Here is a 17,100-nt window from a genome sequence, read left to right as displayed (position 1 = left end):
CCGGACGCCCCGCCGTCATGGGCCGCTCAGTCCTGCAGCGCGGCCCACATTTCCTTGTCGCGCTCGGCGGTCCAGATGCGCGGATGCGTGATGCCGCTTGCCTCGTCGAACGCGCGCGACACGTCGAACGGCAAGCAGTGCTCGTAGATGAACACCTGGCCGAACTTCGGGTCCATCGCTTCGCGCGTGAGCGCCATCGCGGCCTTGAGGTCGAGCTTGCGCTCGACGGCCTTGCGGCCCTGCGCGAGCAGCGTCGTGACGAAGTCCTTCGTGTAGTCGAGGCCCTGGTTCACTTCGGCCGGGTTCAGCAGCGCCGGGCCGCGGCCGGGCACGAGCTTCTCGGCGCCGAGCGCGCGCAGCGCCTCGAGCGTCGCCGGCCACTGTTCGAGCTGCGCGTCGCCGCAGTAGCACGCGGCGTCGTATTCGACGAGGTCGCCCGAGAACAGCACCTTCTGCGACGGCAGCCACACGATCGTGTCGCCCTTCGTGTGGCCCGAGCCGACATGCATGATCTTCACTTCGAGCTTGCCGAGGAACAGCGTGATCTCGCGCTCGAACACGAGCGTCGGCCAGGTCAGGCCCGGCACCGTCTCGACGCCCGCGAACAGGCGCGGGAAGCGCTCGATCTCCGACTTCATGTCGGCCTCGCCGCGCTCGACGATCATCTCGTAGGTGCCGCGGCTCGCGATCACGTGCTGCGCGCCTTCGGCGAAGTATGCGGACGCGCCGAGCACGCGCACCGCGTGATAGTGCGACAGCACGACGTGCTTGATCGGCTTGTCGGTAACGCCGCGGATCTTCGCGATCAGGTCCTGCGCCATCGCGGGCGTCGCCGTGGTGTCGACGATCAGCACGCTGTCGTCGCCGATGATCACGCCCGAGTTCGGGTCGCCTTCGGCGGTATATGCGTACGCGTTTTCGGAGAGCCGGGTCCAGGTGATCTTCTTCTCTTCCAGGTCGGCTTGAGAGGCGAATGCTTTGGCCATATGGGGTTCCGTGGCTGCGAGCCATGTGTTGAGGGGTTGAGCGGATCATCGTCCCGCGCCGTTCATTTGTCAATGGCAAATCTGCTTGCTATTGTTTAATACGGGTAAACGTGGGAACGGGCGCGAGAAATGGCGTCGGATACCATGCGGGATGTTTCGATTTCAGGTGAACGCAGTGCAGAACGATGAAGATCGCGCGGACGACGCGCCGCAGAAGGCGCAGCGCGGCATCCAGAGCGTCGAGGTGGGCGGCCGGCTGCTCGACGCGCTCGCGCGGCGGCGCAAGCCGCTCGGGCTGTCCGAGCTGGCGGCGGCCGCAGAGCTGTCGACCGCGCAGGCGCATACCTATCTGGTGAGCCTGACGCGCCTTGCCCTCGTGAAGCGCGACGCGATCACCGGCAATTACGAGCCAGGGCCGCTGTCGCTGCGGCTCGGCCTGATGTCGATCGAGCGGCAGCCGGCGTATCGCGCGGCCTTGCCGCACGCGGCGCGGCTCGCGGAAAGCGTCGGGCTGAGCGTTGCGCTGTCGGTGCCGGGCGCGCTCGGGCCGACGATCGTGCGCATCGAGCACGGCGGCTATCCGCTGCACGTGAACCTGCACGTGGGATCGGTGATGTCGCTCGACACGACGGCGACCGGCCGCGTATTCCGCGCGTTCGGCGAGCCCGCGCAGCTCGACGCGATGGCGGCCAGCCACGCCGCCGGTGCAGATGCGCATGAATACACACACGCCGACGCACATGCCCGGGCCGACGCGCACCCGTCGCGCGCCGAACTCGACGCGATCCGCCAGCGCGGCATCGAGCGCAGCGTCGACCTGCCGAGCCCCGGCGTCAGCGCGCTGTGCGTGCCGGTGCTCGACGCGGACGGCCGCCTGCAGCTCGCGCTGACGGTGATCGGTTCGACGGGGTCGATCGACGTCGCGTGGGACGGCCCGATCGCGACCGCCCTGCGCGACGCGGCACGGCAAGCCACTGCGTCGCTCGACGCCGCGCCCGACGTGCGGCCGGGCACGCCGGCCGCGCCGCGCGTGCCGCCCGCGCTCGCCGACGACGCGAAGGCGCAGCGCGGGATCAACGCCCTCGACAGCACCGGCGGCCTGCTGCTCGCGCTCGTGTCGGCAGGCCGCGCGCTGCCGCTGCGCGATCTCGCGGCGGCGGCTGGCATGCCGGCCGCGAAGGCGTTTCCGCATCTGGTGAGCCTGCTGAAGATCGGCCTGCTGAGCCGCGACGCGGCCGGCTGCTTCGACGCCGGGCCGCTCAGCCAGGCGCTCGGCCTGATCGCGATGCAGCGCGTGTCGCCGGCGCGCGACGCGGAAGCCGAGATCGTCGCGCTCGCCGAAGCGACCGACATGAGCGTCGCAGCCGCGACGCTCGGGCCGCTCGGGCCGACCGTGATCCGCTTCGAGGAATCGGCGCGGCCGCAGCACGTGAGCCTGCAGGTCGGCACCGTGATGTCGCTCGTCAATACGGCGATCGGCCGCAGCTTCGCGGCCGGCATGACCGACGACGTGCTGGCCGGCCTGCTCGCCGGCGAACCCGTGCGCCTCGCGGGGCGCGCGGCGCCGGCCGACGATGCGTTCCGCGTGCGCCTCGCGCAGATCCGCGCGGAAGGCGTCGACTTCGCGTTCGACGCACCGGTGCCCGGCATCGCGACGGTCGCCGCGCCCGTGTTCGATCACACCGGCAGCATCCGGCTCGTGATCGCGATCATCGGCGCGTCGCGCGGCTTCCCGCACGGGCCCGACAGCGGCCTCGCGCAAGCGCTGCTCGCCGCGACGCGGCGGCTGTCGTGGCGGTTCGGGTGGATCGGCGGGCTGTGACGATCACGATGGTTCATGTTGCGTCGCGGCAACAGAACCCGCAAATAATTACCATATTACAAAATCGCATTTCACAGAGCGGTGCGCCTCATCTATGATTAGGGTTATCCCTAACTCGCCACCTGAATGGGGCATCGTCATGCAAACGTCTAACGTCTCCGACCGTTCCAACCAATCCGCTGGCTGGCTCGCGCGTGTTGGCTCGCTGCTTGCAGAAGCATGGGCACTGCACCTCGAGACCTGCGAAATCATCGCTGAAGCCCACGCGCGCCTGCCGCGCTGAACGGAACGACCAGACGCAGGCCGGCGGCCCTGAGTTGGCCCCCGGCCTTGTTCCGTTTCCACTTGCCCGCCTCCGCTGCGCAATCGCGCGGCCGCGCGGGTCGGCACTTCGACGAAGGCCGGCGACCATCCCTCCACGCGCTCACACCTGTATCGACGGCACGTCCTTCATGCAGCGCAGCGCGAACATCGAGCGGCTGTGGCGAATGCTCGAGATCTTGTACAGCTTCTCGCGCAAGAACCGCTCATAGCCGGCCGTGCCGTCCACGGCGACCTTGATCCAGTAATCGTATTCGCCCGACACGAGGTAGGCCTCGAGCACCTCGGGCAGCGCCGCGAGCTCCGCGCCGAAGCGGGCCAGCGCGTCGTCCTCGTGGCGATCGAGCGTCACTTCGAGAATCACGATGTCCGCGTAGCCGAGCATGCGCTGATTGACGAGTGCGACATAGCCGTCGATGTAGCCGTCGAGTTCGAGTTGCCGCGTGCGGTTCCAGCACGCGGTCGTCGACATCCCGATCTGTTCGGCCAGTTCGGCATTCGACAGGCGCGCGTTCTTCTGCAGTGCGCCGAGGATCTTGCGGTCCTGATTGTCGAGCGTTTTGGGTGTGCGTTCGCGGGTGGCCATGGCAAAGGGAATCTTCTACTGGGGATCTTCATTCTAGCCGAACGACGTTCCGATTTGAGCGGCCATTGGCTGGAAAACAGGAAGCCTTTTAACCGCCGCGCTTGATACATTTTCTCCATGCCTGTCGACCGGCGCGCCCGCTGCGACAACCCCCTCGCGACGGATGTCCGACCGCAATCACGAGTTGCGGAGCCGGTCACGCAGGCATGCGAAACCCGCCTCCCGTACGCCTATCCGGTTGTCCGGGCCGGCGCCCGACCCCCTGTTCCGTGGTCCCTGTCATGTCGTTCCGGCTTTATCTGTCGTTCGTCGCTGCATCGGCCGTCCTCATCTACGCTCCCGGCCCCGTCAACCTGCTCACGATGAACCAGGCGCTGCGCGCCGGCTGGCGGCGCGCGCTGCCTTGCGTATGGGGCGGCACGCTTGCCGTGCTGCTGCAACTCGCGCTGACCGCGCTCTGCCTGAATTCACTGGTGCACATCGACGAGCGCGCGCTGATCGTGCTGCGCTGGACGGGCGCCGCTTACCTGATCTGGCTCGGGTGCAAGCAATGGATCAGCCGCGCGCCGGCCGACGCCGCGGCGGCCGCGGCACCCGCGACCGGCAGCGCCGCGCGCGACGCCGAATCGGGACGCGCGCTGTTCTGGCGCGGCGTCGCGACGTCGGGCCTGAATCCGAAGACGTTGCTGTTCTTTCCGTCGTTCTTTCCGCAATTCATCAGCGCGAACGCCGAATGGAGCCTGAACCTTCAGTTCCTGCTGCTCGCGGCGACGTTCGCACTGCTGTTCGCGGGCGGCGTCGCGTCGATGGCGCTGTTCTCGCACCGGCTCGGCCACGCGTTGCAGCGGCCGGCGCGGATGCGCGCGATGAACCGCGTGACGGGCGGCCTGCTCGTCGGGATGGGCGCGGTCATGGCCGGCTGGAGCTGAGGGCCGCGGGCGGGCGCGTCGGTGATTGCGCCCGTGTGACGCGCGGTAGCCCGGAATTTGCGGCGCGGGAGTGGCCGGGCCGCGTAAGTCCGGCGCATAGAGCAGACCGCGTGGGCAGTATCGCGTCGACTCGCCGCATCGGATGACTCGGTTCGGCACTTTGGGACATTCGGCACCGGGACGTAGGCCGTCGACGATCATTAGCATCATATTTTTGAACCGCTATAATTTTCTGCGCCTTGCTAGACCCATTCCCGGAGCATTTCGATGCGAATCCGAAGCACTTATTTGAAAGTGAATAACCTCGAGCGGGCCGCAACATTCTGGGAAAATCTATTAGAGCAGCCGCCGAACCGCAAGACGGAGAGATGGGCGAGTTTTCGCTAGGTGAAATCCGATTCGGGTTATTACTGAACGATTTCGGTGATGAGTTCGCCGGTAGCGGATGCGTACCGGTGTTCGAGTTCGATATATCTGACTTGCACACATTTGTGGAACGCGCGAAGGCTCTTGGAGCAAAAGTCGTTCTCGATGCGCTAAACATTGAGACCATGCAGAGCGTTGTTCTCAGCGACTCCGAGGGCCACGAATTCGAGCTGTGCAGTTGCCACGAATAGTTTGCTGTCCTCCGCAGGAACCGGTCGGCTTGCTTCCTGCAACGGACGTCGACCGACTAACCACAAGGATGGAACCCCGTGAAACACGCAGGTCTAGCAGCGCTCGGGCAGCTTGAAAGTACCCTTCGCGACTTGCGTGAGTTTCCGGACTTACGTGAACGTTCAACCGGTGTTTTTTACAGAAAATCTCGATCTTTTCTGCACTTCCACGAAGATGCGACGGGGCTTTACGCCGACCTTCGAGTCGGCCAAGAATTTGAACGATTCCCTGTGAATTCAGCAATCGATAGGGATGTTTTAATGGCAGCAGTTCATCGCGCGTTGGAATTATAGGTTCCTATCTTAAGCTATGTAACACACAAGACCCATTTGGACCGGTCAAAGTTTTGAATCACGCTTAAGAGAAACTGCATCATGAAGTGTCGGCGGTCGGAAGCTTCGACTGTCCGAATCGGATCGATCACGGCCCTCGATGAAGTGACGGAAAGAGCAATCTCAGGCCTTGTCTGACGCTGACTGAGAGATCAGGTCTCGACTTACGCAACTCTGTCGCATACATCGCGATCGCAGCGCGTAGGTCGCATCCGCGCGGCCACACCACATCAGCCTTCGCGCGTAGATCGCGTCGCATAGGCCGTATCGCGTGGGTCGCACCGCGCTGCCCACCGCCATCGCCCGCCAAGAACACTCCCCCGCTCCACGCGCCCAGTACAATCGCGCGATGTCCGAACTCCTCACCTACGGCGGCCTGTTCGCCGTGTCGCTGGTCGCCGCAACCCTGTTCCCGCTTCAGTCCGAAGCCGTGCTCGCCGGCCTGCTGCTGGCCGGCCGCGAGCCGGCCTGGGCGCTGGTGCTCGTCGCGAGCGCCGGCAACGTCGCCGGCTCGACGCTCAACTGGGCGCTCGGCCGCGGCATCGAGCGGTTCCGCGACCGGCGCTGGTTCCCGGTGAAGCCGGCGGCGCTCGCGCGCGCCGAGGGCTGGTACGCGCGCTACGGCCACTGGTCGCTGCTGCTGAGCTGGGCCCCGGTGATCGGCGACCCGCTGACCATGATCGCCGGCGTGCTGCGCGAGCCGCTGTGGTCCTTCACGGCGATCGTCACGATCGCGAAAGTCGCGCGGTATCTGGTCATCGCATGGCTCGTGACGCGCTGACGGCGTCCGCCCCGGCATGCCGGCGCGCGCGCGCACTGCGCACCCGGCCGGTTTCGCATCGCTAAAGAATCCGCCGAAGCTGCCGTACTCCTTACAGTCTGCGGTGACGCGTGCGTTCCGCTCCTCTCACCCACTCAGGATTCCCATGAGATTGACCCACTTGGGCCGGGCGAGCGTCGGCGCGCGTCTGGCCGCGCTGGCGTGTGTACTCGTCGCACTGCTGTTCACTGCGTTCGCATGGGCGCTCGCCCACTTCGCCAGCGAGCAGCTGGCCGATGAAGCGCATGCACGCATCGCCGAGAAGGAACGCTCGATCGCCGCGATGATCGACCTGTTCGACAAGGCGCTGTCGGAAGAAGCGCATCGCTCGATGACGCTGCTCGCGAGCTTCCTGCCGGCCGATTTCGCGCTGGACCCGGCGCGCACCCAGGACCTCGGCGGCGGCGTCATGGCGCCGACGCTGTCCGCGGGCGGCAGGCCGCTCGATCTCGACTACACGATCCCCGACCAGTTCCTGCAGAAGAGCGGCGCGATCGCGACGATCTTCGCGCGCGACGGCGACGACTTCGTGCGCATCACCACGTCGCTGAAGAAGCAGGACGGCACGCGCGCGGTCGGCACGCGCCTCGACCGCAACAGCCCCGCCTACGCGCCGCTCGTCGCGGGCCGCAGCTACACGGGGCTCGCGAAGCTGTTCGGCAAGCCGTTCATCACCGAGTACAAGCCGGTCGTCGACGCCGGCGGGCGCGTGATCGGCGCGCTGTTCGTCGGGATCGACGTCGGCGCGGAGCTGCAGGTCGTCGAGAACGGCATCCGCGCGTTGAAGATCGGCGACAACGGCTATTACTTCGTCGTCGATGCGTCGCCGGGCGCGACGCGCGGCACGCTGGTCGTCCATCCCGACGCGGCTGGGCAGCGCGCCGACGACACGCGCGCACCCTACGCGCAGATGCTCGCGGCCGGCCACGGGCAGCTCGCGTACACGTCGGCCGACCCGGCCGCGCAGGACCGCGGCCCGACCGCGAAATTCGCGTCGTTCTCGACGATTCCGCAATGGCAGTGGCTGGTCGGCGGCGTCGCGATCGACGACGAGCTGCTCGCCGACATGCGCGCGACCCGCAACCGCTTCCTGCTGATCGCCGCGGCGCTCGTGCTCGCGTTCGCGGCGATGTTCGTCGTCGTGGTCCGGCGCGTCGTGAGCCGGCCGCTCGAAGCGGCCGCGCGCGCGTCGGAACGCTTCGCCGCCGGCGACCTGAGCGTGCGCATCCGCGACGACGGCGTCGCGCCGCGCGGCGCGGACGAGATCGGCCGCCTCGTGCAGGCGGTCGACGGCATCGGCGACGGCCTCGCGCGCATCGTCGCGCAGGTGCGCCGCGGCTCCGCCGACATGGCGCGCGGCACCGTCGACATCGCGGCCGGCAGCGGCGACATCGCCGCCCGCATCGCGACGCAGGCGAGCAGCGTCGAGCAGACGGCGGCGAGCATGGAGGAAATCACGGCCGCCGTGCAGCAGAACGCCGAGCATGCGGCGCAGGCGAACACGCTGGTCGCGGGCGCATCCGACGCGGCGACGGGCGGCGGCGACGCCGTGCAGCGCGTGGTCGCGACGATGGGCGAGATCGAGCGCGCGACGCGCCGGATCGCCGAGATCACGAGCGTGATCGAGGGCATCGCGTTCCAGACCAACATCCTCGCGCTGAACGCGGCTGTCGAGGCCGCGCGCGCGGGCGAGCACGGCAAGGGCTTCGCGGTGGTCGCGGCCGAAGTGCGCGCGCTCGCGCAGCGCAGCGCGGCGGCGGTCAAGGAGATCGAGGAACTGAGCGCCGAATCGGCCGCGACCGTCGAGCAAGGCTACCGGATCGCCGAGGCCGCGCACGGCACGATGCGCGACATCGTCGCGCGGGTCGACCAGGTGCGCACCATCATCGCCGAGATCAGCTCGGCGTCGCGCGAGCAGTCGGCCGGCATCGAGCAGGTGAACCTCGCCGTCACGCAGATCGGCGAGGCGACGCAGCAGAACGCGACGCTGATCGCGCAGGCCGAGCGCGCGGCCGTGGCGCTGCGCGACCAGGCCGCGGAACTGTCGGAAGCGGTCAGCGTGTTCAAGCTCGGCCACGCCGAATAGCGACCGCGGGCCGCGCTCGCGCGGCCGGTAAAATCGCGCGATGTCCGAATTGCTCACCGAACTGGTGACCTACGGCGGCCTGTTCGCCGTGTCGCTGGTCGCCGCAACCCTGTTCCCGCTTCAGTCCGAAGCCGTGCTCGCCGGCCTGCTGCTGGCCGGCCGCGAGCCGGCCTGGGCGCTGGTGCTCGTCGCGAGCGCCGGCAACGTCGCCGGCTCGACGCTCAACTGGGCGCTCGGCCGCGGCATCGAGCGGTTCCGCGACCGGCGCTGGTTCCCGGTGAAGCCGGCGGCGCTCGCGCGCGCCGAGGGCTGGTACGCGCGCTACGGCCACTGGTCGCTGCTGCTGAGCTGGGCCCCGGTGATCGGCGACCCGCTGACCATGATCGCCGGCGTGCTGCGCGAGCCGCTGCCGCGCTTTCTCGCGATCGTCACGCTCGCGAAGGTCGGCCGCTATCTGGCGATCGCGTGGCTCGTGCCGCATTGACGCCGTATCGACGTCACGCCACGCGCGCCGCCGCTCACTTCTTCCCGTCGCCCGCCAGGTCGATCGCCTTGTCCGAGCCGACCGCGCTGCGCAGCTGGAACTTCTGGATCTTGCCGGTGGACGTCTTCGGCAGCTCGCCGAAGCGCACGGCCTTCGGCACCTTGAAGCCCGCGAGCAGTTGCCGGCAGTGCGCGACGATCTCCTCCTCGGTCGCGCTCATCCCTTCGCGCAGCTCGACGAACGCGCACGGCACCTCGCCCCACTTCGGGTCGGGCATCGCGACCACCGCCGCGACCGCGACCGCCGGATGCCGGTACAGCGCGTCCTCGACCTCGATGCTCGAGATGTTCTCGCCGCCCGAGATGATGATGTCCTTCTTGCGGTCCTTGATGCGGATGTAGCCGTCCGGCGACAGCACCGCGAGATCGCCGGTATGGAACCAGCCGCCGTGGAACGCCTCGTCGGTCGCGTGCGGGTTCTTCAGGTAGCCCTTCATGCAGATGTTGCCGCGGAACATGATCTCGCCGAGCGTCTCGCCGTCGGCCGGCACCGGCGCCATCGTGTCCGGATCGAGCACCGTCGCGCCCGCCTCCAGGTGATAGCGCACGCCCTGCCGTGCGTTGAGGCGCGCGCGCTCTTCGTCGGACACACCGTCCCAGTGCGCCTGCTTCGCGCAGACCGTCGCCGGGCCGTAGACCTCGGTCAGCCCGTACACGTGCAGCAGGTCGAAGCCGATCTCCTTCATCTTCGCGATCACGGCCGGCGCAGGCGCCGCGCCCGCGACCATCGCGTGCACCGTATGGTCGATCCCTTCGCGCCATTCGGCCGGCGCGTTCGCGATCACGCTCTGCACGATCGGCGCGCCGCAGTAATGCGTGACGCGCTCCCGGCGGATCAGGTCGAACACGGTCTTCGCGTCGAACCGGCGCAGGCACACGTTCACGCCCGCGCGCGCGGCGATCGCCCACGGAAAGCACCAGCCGTTGCAGTGGAACAGCGGCAGCGTCCACAGGTAGACCGCGTGCTTCGGCATGTCCCATTCGAGGATGTTGCTGAGCGCCGCCAGGTACGCGCCGCGATGGTGATAGACGACGCCCTTCGGGTCGCCGGTCGTGCCGGACGTGTAGTTCAGCGCGATCGCGTCCCACTCGTCGGCGGGCAGCGTCCACGCATGGTCGGCGTCGCCGCCGGCGACGAACGCCTCGTAGTCGGTCGCGCCGGCGAAGCGTGCGGGGTCGGCCGGCATCGCGTCGGCGACGCTGACGATCTTCAATCCCGGAATGTCCAGCGCCGCGCGGTGCGCAAGCTCCGCGTACTCGGTGTCGACGATCAGCACCTTCGCTTCGCCGTGGCGCAGCATGAACAGCACCGACGGAATGTCGAGCCGCGTATTGATGGTGTTGAGCACGGCGCCCGCCATCGGCACGCCGAAGTGCGCCTCGACCATTGCCGGGATGTTCGGCAGCAGCGCCGCGACGGTGTCGCCGCGGCCGACGCCGGCCCGCGCGAGCGCGCTCGCGAGCTGCTTCGCGCGCGCATAGGTTTCGCCCCAGGTGCGCCGCATGTCGCCGTGCACGATCGCCACGCGGTCGCCGTACACCTCGGCGGAGCGCACCAGGAAATCGATCGGCGTGAGCGGTGCGTAGTTGGCATCGCGGCGCTCGAGGCCGGCTTCGAACATCTGCGTCATGGTCGTGTCTCCTTTGTCGAGCCGAGGCGCACGCGCCCCGGTTCGTCTTGATGTGGTTCAATCCGAGCTAGCCTAACGGGCGATATTGTGGAGCGTCTGTCATCGAAACGACAGAGTCCCCCGCGCGCCCCGCGTGTTATCCCTATCCTCGCAAACCCGCAGCCATGCACGACGACGTTCTCGCCCCCCTCGACGCGCCCGCGCCGCCCGAACCCGGCCCGCTGTCCGCGCTGTTCGGCCAGTGCGCGTGGTTCCGCACGCTCGCGCCCGAACACCGGGCGCTCGTGCTCGCGCAGTCGCGCGTCGAATGCCGCGAAGCGGGCGACGTGATCGCGCAGCGGCTCGCGCCGTCCGAATACTGGATCGGCGTGCACCGCGGGCTGCTGAAGCTCGCGATCTTCAACGCGTCCGGGCGCGGCTGCACGTTTTCGGGCGTGCCGTCGGGCGGCTGGTTCGGCGAAGGCAGCGTGATCAAGCGCGAGCCGCGCAAGTACGAGGTGGTCGCGATCCAGCGCTCGACCGTGCTGTTCGTACCGGTCGACACGTTCCACGCGCTGCTCGACAGCAGCCTGCCGTTCACGCGCTTCGTGATTCATCAGCTGAACAACCGGATGGGCGAGTTCATCGCGTCGATCCAGAACAGCCGGCTGCTCGACGTCGACGCGCGCGTCGCGCAGGCACTCGCGCAACTGTTCAACCCGGACCTGTACCCGGACACCGGGCCGTCGCTGGCGATTTCGCAGGAGGAGCTGGGGATGCTGGTCGGCGTGTCGCGGCAGCGGATCAACCAGGCGCTGCAGCAGCTCGAGAAGCGCGGCGTGCTGCGGCTCGCGTACAACCAGGTCGAGGTCGTCGATCTGGCGGGGCTTGCGCGGGTCGGGATGGAGCAGATCTGAGCGGCGCGCATTCGGTGCGACGAACCCGACGAATCGGCGCACGCCGCCGCGCGCGATCCTGACAATTCCGCCAGTTTCGCGCCAGTAACGCGTTGCGCGCCGTCACCTATCATTCGAAGTCCGCGCGTCGATTTGCGGCTCGCGGCACGCGCGCGCAAGGCGCCGCCGCACGGTCGTTGCAGCGGCTAGCCATGCAGCATCGCGGCACCGAGCGCGACCGAAATCGCACGCATCGCGCCGCCGTCGCGGCCCGGCACCGCGGCCGTGCAGCCGTTCCCGCAGCCCGGCCCGCACGCCGGCCCTCAATCCGTTACGCGAACCTGTCCATGAAAGTCCTGATCGTCGAAGACGAACTCAAGGTCGTCGAATACCTGAAGAGCGGCCTGACCGAGGAAGGCTGGGTGGTCGACACCGCGCTCGACGGCGAGGACGGCGCGTGGAAAGCCGTCGAATTCGACTACGACGTGGTGGTGCTCGACGTGATGCTGCCGAAGCTCGACGGCTTCGGCGTGTTGCGCGCGCTGCGCGCGCAGAAGCAGACGCCGGTGATCATGCTGACCGCGCGCGACCGCGTCGACGACCGCGTGCGCGGCCTGCGCGGCGGCGCCGACGACTACCTGACCAAGCCGTTCTCGTTCCTCGAGCTGATCGAGCGGCTGCGCGCGCTGACGCGCCGCGCGCGCGTGCAGGAATCGACGCTGATCTCGATCGGCGACCTGCGGGTCGACCTGATCGGCCGCCGCGCGACGCGCGACGGCACGCGCCTCGACCTGACCGCGCAGGAGTTCCAGTTGCTCGGCGTGCTCGCGCGCCGCAGCGGCGAGGTGCTGTCGAAGACGACCATCGCCGAGCTCGTGTGGGACGTGAACTTCGACAGCAACGCGAACGTCGTCGAGACCGCGATCAAGCGCCTGCGCGCGAAGCTCGACGGCCCGTTCGCCGACAAGCTGCTGCATACGATCCGCGGGATGGGCTACGTCCTCGAGGAGCGCGAGGAGCGCGAGGCGCGCGAGGACGGCGACGGCGAGAGGCGCGCATGAAACGCTCGATCGCGCTGCGCCTGTCCGCGATGTTCGGCATCGTGTCGTTCGTCGTGTTCACGCTGGTCGGGTGCGGCCTGTTCGTGATGATGGAGCGGCAGCTGTTCGCCGAGCTGCGCGCGACGCTCGACACGCGCACCAAGGTGGTCGAGATGATCGTGTCGCATGCGACCACGCCGGCGCGCTGGCACATCACGCAGGAAAAGCTCGCCGATCTGGAGCCGCCGGACGGCTCGACGCATTACCGGGTCGACAGCGCGAATCCCGCGTTCCGCTTCGGGCGCGCGGTGGACGGCACGCCGCACGGCGCGCCGTTCGGCGCGTTCCAGCGCTACCGGCTCAACGGCAGCAGCTACGACGTGATGACGAAGACGGTCACGGTGGCCGGCAGCGGCGAGCGCCCCGACCTGACGCTGAGCGTCGCGACGTCGTGCGAGCGCACGCAGCGGATGCTGCGCCGCTACGGCTGGACGCTGGCCGCGCTGATCGCGTTCGCGACCGGCGTCACGCTGCTGCTCGGCCGCGCGGTCGCCCGCTTCGGGCTCGCGCCGCTCGAGCGCATGTCGCAGGAAGCGGCGGCCATCGGCTCCGCGAACCGGCACCAGCGGCTGCAGACCGACGCGCTGCCGGCCGAGCTGCGCGAGCTCGCCGCGTCGTTCAACGGCGCGCTCGAACGCATCCAGCAGGCGTACGGGCGGCTCGAGGCGTTCAACGCGGACGTCGCGCACGAGCTGCGCACGCCGGTCAGCATCCTGATCGGCCAGACCCAGGTCGCGCTGACGAGCCGCGACCGCTCGGTCGAGCGGATGCGCCAGACGCTGCAGTCGAACCTCGAGGAATTCGAGCGGCTGCGCGTGATCGTCAACGACATGCTGTTCCTGTCGCGCAGCGATCGCGGCGAACGCGCGACCGACCTGAAGGACGTGTCGCTCGCCGACGAAGTGCGGCGCATGCTCGACTTCCTCGAAATCCCGCTCGACGAGGCGCAACTGCGCGCCGAGCTGCACGGCGACGCGCGCGCGAGCGTCGACCCGTCGCTGTTCCGCCGCGCGATGACGAACCTGCTGATCAACGCGATCCAGCATTCGGCGCCTGGCGCGCTGCTGAGCGTGACGATCGCGCGGCGCGACGCGCTCGTCGAGGTGGCGGTCGCGAACCCCGGCGAGCCGATCGACGTCGGCCAGCGCGCGCACATGTTCGAGCGCTTCTACCGGCTCGAGGAAGCGCGCGCGAACAGCAAGGAGAACCACGGGCTCGGGCTGTCGATCGTCAAGGCCGTCGCGGAGATGCACGGCGGCAGCGTGTTCGTCGCGTGCGCGGGCGGCGTCAATACGTTCGGCTTCTCCGTGGCGATACATGCGGACGGCCGCGCTCCCGCGCGCGGTGTCGAGGCCGACGGGCCGCCCGTGCTGGCGCAGGCATCGCGCGCGCTGCGCTGACGGTCCGCGCGCCGAGGGCAGTTTTCTTCAATACGGGCCGACGCGGCGCCCGTAGTCTCGATGCGACTTTCAACCTGTCGCATGGAGACACCTGATGAGCATTCTGGTTTCAATGGCGGCGTTCGCACTCGCGTCGTCGGTCACCCCCGGCCCCGTCAACATCGTCGCGCTGAGTGCCGGCGCGCGCTACGGCCTCGGCGCGAGCCTGCGCTACGCGGCCGGCGCGACGCTCGGCTTCGTCGCGCTGTTCCTGCTGATCGGGCTCGGCCTGCACGCGGCGCTGGTGCGCTGGCCGGTACTGACGACGGCGACGCAATGGTCCGGCATCGCGTTCCTGCTGTACATGGCGCTGCGCCTCGCGCTCGACGACGGGCGGCTCGCGCCGGACGCGCAGGTCGCCGGTCCGTCCGCGGCCTCGGGCGCGGCGATGCAATGGCTGAATCCGAAGGCGTGGCTCGCGTGCGTCGCCGCGATGGGCGCGTACGCGGCCGACGGCGACCGGGCGCTGGTCTGGCAGTTTGCCGCGCTGTATCTGGTGATCTGTTTCGCGTCGATCGCGTGCTGGTCGTATGCGGGCGCGTCGCTGCGGCACCGGCTCGCGAATGCGGCCCGGATGCGCGTGTTCAACCGGCTGATGGCGCTGCTGCTCGCGGGCAGCGCGCTCTTTCTGCTCGACGCCTAGCCGGCCGCGCCTAGCCAGCCGCGCCTGGCCGGCCGCGCCTAGCGCGAAGCGCCGACCGCGCCGCGATACTGCCCCGGCGTCGCCGCCGCGATCCGCCGGAATGCGCGCTGGAAATGCGCCTGATCGGCAAACCCCGCGTCGAGCGCGACGTCCGCGATCGGCCGTCCGCGGCGCAGCTCGGCGCGGCCGTACTGCACGCGGCGATCGATCAGGAACGCGTGCGGCGTCATCCCGTAGCGCGCGTTGAATGCGCGGATCAGGTACGACGGCGACAGCTCGGCCGCCGCGCAGATCGCGTCGAGCGTCACCGCGTCGCGGCAGTGCGCGGCGATGTAGTCGGCGGCGCGCGCGAGCTTCGCATGGTTGGCAGCGCACGGCGCGCGCGGCGCGGCCGGGTCGAGCGCGTCGTGCAGCCGCGTGAAGAACTCGACGGCGGCGCTTTCCTTGCCGAGCGGCTCGACGCCGGGTGCGACGAGCGTCCGGTAGAAGCGGCCGAATTGCGCGAACAGGTCGCGCCGCACGCTCGACGTCTGCGAAAAGCCGTGAAAATCCGTGTTCGGATCGCGGCCGAGCGCATGCTGCAGCCGCGCGAGCCACGGCACGTCGACGTACACCATCCGGTAGGCCCACGCGTCGCGCCCGTACGGGTTGCACGCATGCACCTGTTCGGGATCGATGATCACGAGCGCGCCGGACCCGATGCGTTCCTGCGTCGCGCCGTTCACGTAGGTGCTCGTGCCGCCGACGACCGCTCCGAGCGAAAACGTGTCGTGCGTGTGCTTCGCGTAGCAGATCGTGCGCCCGTCGTCGACGGTGCGCGCCTCGATGAACGGCAGCGCGGCATCGCGCCAGAACGGCGACGGCACGGCGGGTTTGACGGAACGGCTCACGCGGACGGGCTCCCGGATCGGACGGCGAACGCACACGGTACAGGACCGCCCCGGCCGAAGCAATCGCGTGACCAGGCCCTACCGAATCGCGCGGTTTCGCCTAAGCTTGGAATTCCGGCCGCCGCGGCAGGCCCGGCGGCTTCCTTCCACCCATCGCACTTCACACGTATGCACATCGATCTGAGTGGCAAGACCGCGATCGTCACCGCTTCCACCGCCGGCATCGGGCTGGCGATCGCCGAAGGGCTCGCGCGCGCCGGCGCGCGCGTCGTCGTCAACGGCCGCAGCGAAACGTCGGTGCAGTCCGCGCTCGCGCACCTGCGCCGCGCAGCGCCGGGCGCGACCGTCGAAGGCGTCGCCGCCGACCTGTCCGACGCGGACGGCGCCGCACGCGTGACGCGCGCCATGCCGCAGGCCGACATCCTCGTCAACAATGCGGGCGTCTACGGCCTGAAGCCGTTCTTCGACATCGACGACGCCGAATGGACGCACTACTTCCAGACGAACGTGATGTCCGGCGTGCGGCTCGCGCGGCATTACATGAAGGGGATGCTCGAGCGCGACTGGGGGCGCGTCGTGTTCATCTCGTCGGAATCGGCGCTGAACATCCCGGTCGACATGATCCACTACGGCTTCACGAAAACCGCGCAGCTGTCGATCGCGCGCGGGCTCGCGAAGCTCGCGGCCGGCAGCCGGGTCACGGTCAATTCGGTGCTGCCGGGGCCGACGCTGTCGGAAGGCGTGCGCACGCTGCTGAAGGAAACCGCCGACGAGACCGGCCGCAGCGTCGACGAGGTCGCGATCGAATTCGTGCGCACACATCGTTCGAGCTCGATCATCCAGCGGCCGGCGACGCCGGCGGAAGTGGCAAACCTGGTGGTGTACGTATGCTCGCCGCAGGCGTCGGCGACGACAGGCGCCGCGCTGCGGGTCGATGGGGGCGTGGTCGATACGATCGCGTGACGGCAGTGTGACAGCGCACGACGGCGGGCCTTGCGCCTTGCCGTCTGCCTTGCCGTCGTACTAGCGCGCGGCGGCCTTGTGCGACTGGAGCATGCCCTTGCGGTCGGCATCCATGCAGGTGTCGAAGCCGGATCGCGTGACCGCGCCGGCCTTGTCGAACACGACGAAATAAGGCCGGTGTTCGTTGCCGTGTTCGATGAAGTAGTTGTAGCAGACGCCGCTGCCGTTGCGGACCATCCACACGCTGCGCGGGTTGCCGCCCGCGCGAATGACGTCGGCGCGCGTCGCGCCGTGCCGCGATGCGGCGCGCGGCAACGGCGTGCGTGAATACGAGAACGGCAGCCACGAGTCGAACCACGCGCAGCCATGCAGCATCAGGCAACTGGCGGCCAGGGAGAGCGCCGCTGCGGGCCGGGACATCGGGATCGATCGCATGCTCGGAAGATCTGCTGCGCCAGGCCGGCGCGGTCGAAAGCC

Annotated in this window: 17 protein-coding genes; 12 read left to right on the top strand and 5 right to left on the bottom strand. The window is 68.8% G+C overall.

Features of this window, described 5'->3' with window-relative positions:
• Positions 1-26: 26 nt before the first annotated feature.
• Complete coding sequence (locus WJ35_RS24300) at positions 27-986, bottom strand: MBL fold metallo-hydrolase (RefSeq protein ID WP_010093736.1); 960 nt, start codon at positions 984-986, stop codon at positions 27-29.
• A gap of 175 nt (positions 987-1,161) precedes the next feature.
• Between WJ35_RS24300 and WJ35_RS24295 the strand changes: the two genes are divergently transcribed.
• Positions 1,162-2,808 (top strand): IclR family transcriptional regulator, encoded by a 1,647-nt coding sequence (locus tag WJ35_RS24295; RefSeq protein WP_069240620.1) that lies wholly within the window; start codon positions 1,162-1,164, stop codon positions 2,806-2,808.
• A gap of 139 nt (positions 2,809-2,947) precedes the next feature.
• The gene (locus WJ35_RS32375) at positions 2,948-3,091 is read left to right on the top strand and encodes a hypothetical protein (protein WP_230459753.1); all 144 of its coding nucleotides are present in this window, start codon (positions 2,948-2,950) and stop codon (positions 3,089-3,091) included.
• 141 nt (positions 3,092-3,232) lie between these two features.
• On the opposite strand, the gene WJ35_RS24290 is transcribed toward WJ35_RS32375, so the two are convergent.
• Positions 3,233-3,715, bottom strand: a complete 483-nt coding sequence (locus WJ35_RS24290; RefSeq protein WP_010098798.1) for an Lrp/AsnC family transcriptional regulator — start codon at positions 3,713-3,715, stop codon at positions 3,233-3,235.
• 281 nt (positions 3,716-3,996) lie between these two features.
• Here WJ35_RS24290 and WJ35_RS24285 point away from each other — a divergent pair, with 281 nt between their 5' ends.
• From WJ35_RS24285 to WJ35_RS24265, 5 genes are all read left to right on the top strand, one after another.
• The gene (locus WJ35_RS24285; RefSeq protein ID WP_069240173.1) at positions 3,997-4,644 is read left to right on the top strand and encodes a LysE family translocator; all 648 of its coding nucleotides are present in this window, start codon (positions 3,997-3,999) and stop codon (positions 4,642-4,644) included.
• Positions 4,645-5,339: 695 nt separating this feature from the next.
• The gene (locus WJ35_RS30710; RefSeq protein WP_072465343.1) at positions 5,340-5,594 is read left to right on the top strand and encodes a hypothetical protein; all 255 of its coding nucleotides are present in this window, start codon (positions 5,340-5,342) and stop codon (positions 5,592-5,594) included.
• Positions 5,595-5,982: 388 nt separating this feature from the next.
• Positions 5,983-6,414, top strand: coding sequence for a YqaA family protein (locus tag WJ35_RS24275; RefSeq protein WP_069240172.1), 432 nt, complete (start codon positions 5,983-5,985; stop codon positions 6,412-6,414).
• A 145-nt stretch (positions 6,415-6,559) separates the two neighbouring features.
• Positions 6,560-8,539 carry a methyl-accepting chemotaxis protein gene (locus tag WJ35_RS24270; protein ID WP_069240171.1) on the top strand — a complete coding sequence of 660 codons (1,980 nt, stop codon included), beginning with the start codon at positions 6,560-6,562 and terminating at the stop codon, positions 8,537-8,539.
• A 40-nt stretch (positions 8,540-8,579) separates the two neighbouring features.
• On the top strand, positions 8,580-9,023 hold the full coding sequence (locus WJ35_RS24265) for a YqaA family protein (RefSeq protein WP_060233043.1): 444 nt from the start codon (positions 8,580-8,582) through the stop codon (positions 9,021-9,023).
• Between the two features lie 34 nt (positions 9,024-9,057).
• Here WJ35_RS24265 and WJ35_RS24260 read toward each other — a convergent pair whose 3' ends face one another.
• Entirely contained in the window at positions 9,058-10,713 is a 1,656-nt protein-coding gene (locus tag WJ35_RS24260) for an acyl-CoA synthetase (protein WP_060233045.1), read from the bottom strand.
• A gap of 164 nt (positions 10,714-10,877) precedes the next feature.
• On the opposite strand from WJ35_RS24260, the gene WJ35_RS24255 reads away from it, so the two are divergent.
• The 4 genes from WJ35_RS24255 to WJ35_RS24240 all read left to right on the top strand — a co-directional run bounded on the left by WJ35_RS24255 (position 10,878) and on the right by WJ35_RS24240 (position 14,770).
• Complete coding sequence (locus WJ35_RS24255; RefSeq protein WP_060233046.1) at positions 10,878-11,609, top strand: Crp/Fnr family transcriptional regulator; 732 nt, start codon at positions 10,878-10,880, stop codon at positions 11,607-11,609.
• Between the two features lie 326 nt (positions 11,610-11,935).
• On the top strand, positions 11,936-12,649 hold the full coding sequence (locus tag WJ35_RS24250) for a heavy metal response regulator transcription factor (RefSeq protein ID WP_069240170.1): 714 nt from the start codon (positions 11,936-11,938) through the stop codon (positions 12,647-12,649).
• Positions 12,646-14,088 carry a heavy metal sensor histidine kinase gene (locus tag WJ35_RS24245; RefSeq protein WP_069240169.1) on the top strand — a complete coding sequence of 481 codons (1,443 nt, stop codon included), beginning with the start codon at positions 12,646-12,648 and terminating at the stop codon, positions 14,086-14,088. Before WJ35_RS24250 ends, WJ35_RS24245 begins: the two co-directional genes overlap by 4 nt.
• 94 nt (positions 14,089-14,182) lie before the next feature.
• Positions 14,183-14,770: a LysE family translocator gene (locus WJ35_RS24240; RefSeq protein ID WP_060233056.1), complete on the top strand. Its 588-nt coding sequence runs from the start codon at positions 14,183-14,185 to the stop codon at positions 14,768-14,770.
• A 38-nt stretch (positions 14,771-14,808) separates the two neighbouring features.
• On the opposite strand, the gene WJ35_RS24235 is transcribed toward WJ35_RS24240, so the two are convergent.
• Positions 14,809-15,660, bottom strand: coding sequence for an AraC family transcriptional regulator (locus tag WJ35_RS24235; RefSeq protein ID WP_060233058.1), 852 nt, complete (start codon positions 15,658-15,660; stop codon positions 14,809-14,811).
• A gap of 168 nt (positions 15,661-15,828) precedes the next feature.
• Between WJ35_RS24235 and WJ35_RS24230 the strand changes: the two genes are divergently transcribed.
• On the top strand, positions 15,829-16,623 hold the full coding sequence (locus tag WJ35_RS24230; protein ID WP_060233060.1) for an SDR family NAD(P)-dependent oxidoreductase: 795 nt from the start codon (positions 15,829-15,831) through the stop codon (positions 16,621-16,623).
• A gap of 60 nt (positions 16,624-16,683) precedes the next feature.
• Here WJ35_RS24230 and WJ35_RS24225 read toward each other — a convergent pair whose 3' ends face one another.
• A complete protein-coding gene (locus WJ35_RS24225; protein WP_069240168.1) occupies positions 16,684-17,058 on the bottom strand; it encodes a hypothetical protein in 375 nt (124 codons plus the stop codon).
• Positions 17,059-17,100 lie beyond the last annotated feature (42 nt).

The organism is Burkholderia ubonensis, from assembly GCF_001718695.1.
Classification (GTDB): Bacteria; Pseudomonadota; Gammaproteobacteria; order Burkholderiales; family Burkholderiaceae; genus Burkholderia; species Burkholderia ubonensis_B.
This window is presented reverse-complemented; position numbering and strand designations above follow the sequence as displayed.

Bases quoted from the DNA above. Each gene is read 5' to 3' on its own strand.
- WJ35_RS24285 (WP_069240173.1), top strand. From the start codon at position 3,997: ATGTCGTTCCGGCTTTATCTGTCGTTCGTCGCTGCATCGGCCGTCCTC.
- WJ35_RS24265 (WP_060233043.1), top strand. From the start codon at position 8,580: ATGTCCGAATTGCTCACCGAACTGGTGACCTACGGCGGCCTGTTCGCC.
- WJ35_RS24225 (WP_069240168.1), bottom strand. From the start codon at position 17,058: ATGCGATCGATCCCGATGTCCCGGCCCGCAGCGGCGCTCTCCCTGGCC.
- WJ35_RS24275 (WP_069240172.1), top strand. From the start codon at position 5,983: ATGTCCGAACTCCTCACCTACGGCGGCCTGTTCGCCGTGTCGCTGGTC.
- WJ35_RS24250 (WP_069240170.1), top strand. From the start codon at position 11,936: ATGAAAGTCCTGATCGTCGAAGACGAACTCAAGGTCGTCGAATACCTG.
- WJ35_RS24300 (WP_010093736.1), bottom strand. From the start codon at position 986: ATGGCCAAAGCATTCGCCTCTCAAGCCGACCTGGAAGAGAAGAAGATC.
- WJ35_RS24290 (WP_010098798.1), bottom strand. From the start codon at position 3,715: ATGGCCACCCGCGAACGCACACCCAAAACGCTCGACAATCAGGACCGC.
- WJ35_RS24245 (WP_069240169.1), top strand. From the start codon at position 12,646: ATGAAACGCTCGATCGCGCTGCGCCTGTCCGCGATGTTCGGCATCGTG.
- WJ35_RS32375 (WP_230459753.1), top strand. From the start codon at position 2,948: ATGCAAACGTCTAACGTCTCCGACCGTTCCAACCAATCCGCTGGCTGG.
- WJ35_RS24230 (WP_060233060.1), top strand. From the start codon at position 15,829: ATGCACATCGATCTGAGTGGCAAGACCGCGATCGTCACCGCTTCCACC.
- WJ35_RS24270 (WP_069240171.1), top strand. From the start codon at position 6,560: ATGAGATTGACCCACTTGGGCCGGGCGAGCGTCGGCGCGCGTCTGGCC.
- WJ35_RS24255 (WP_060233046.1), top strand. From the start codon at position 10,878: ATGCACGACGACGTTCTCGCCCCCCTCGACGCGCCCGCGCCGCCCGAA.
- WJ35_RS24240 (WP_060233056.1), top strand. From the start codon at position 14,183: ATGAGCATTCTGGTTTCAATGGCGGCGTTCGCACTCGCGTCGTCGGTC.
- WJ35_RS24260 (WP_060233045.1), bottom strand. From the start codon at position 10,713: ATGACGCAGATGTTCGAAGCCGGCCTCGAGCGCCGCGATGCCAACTAC.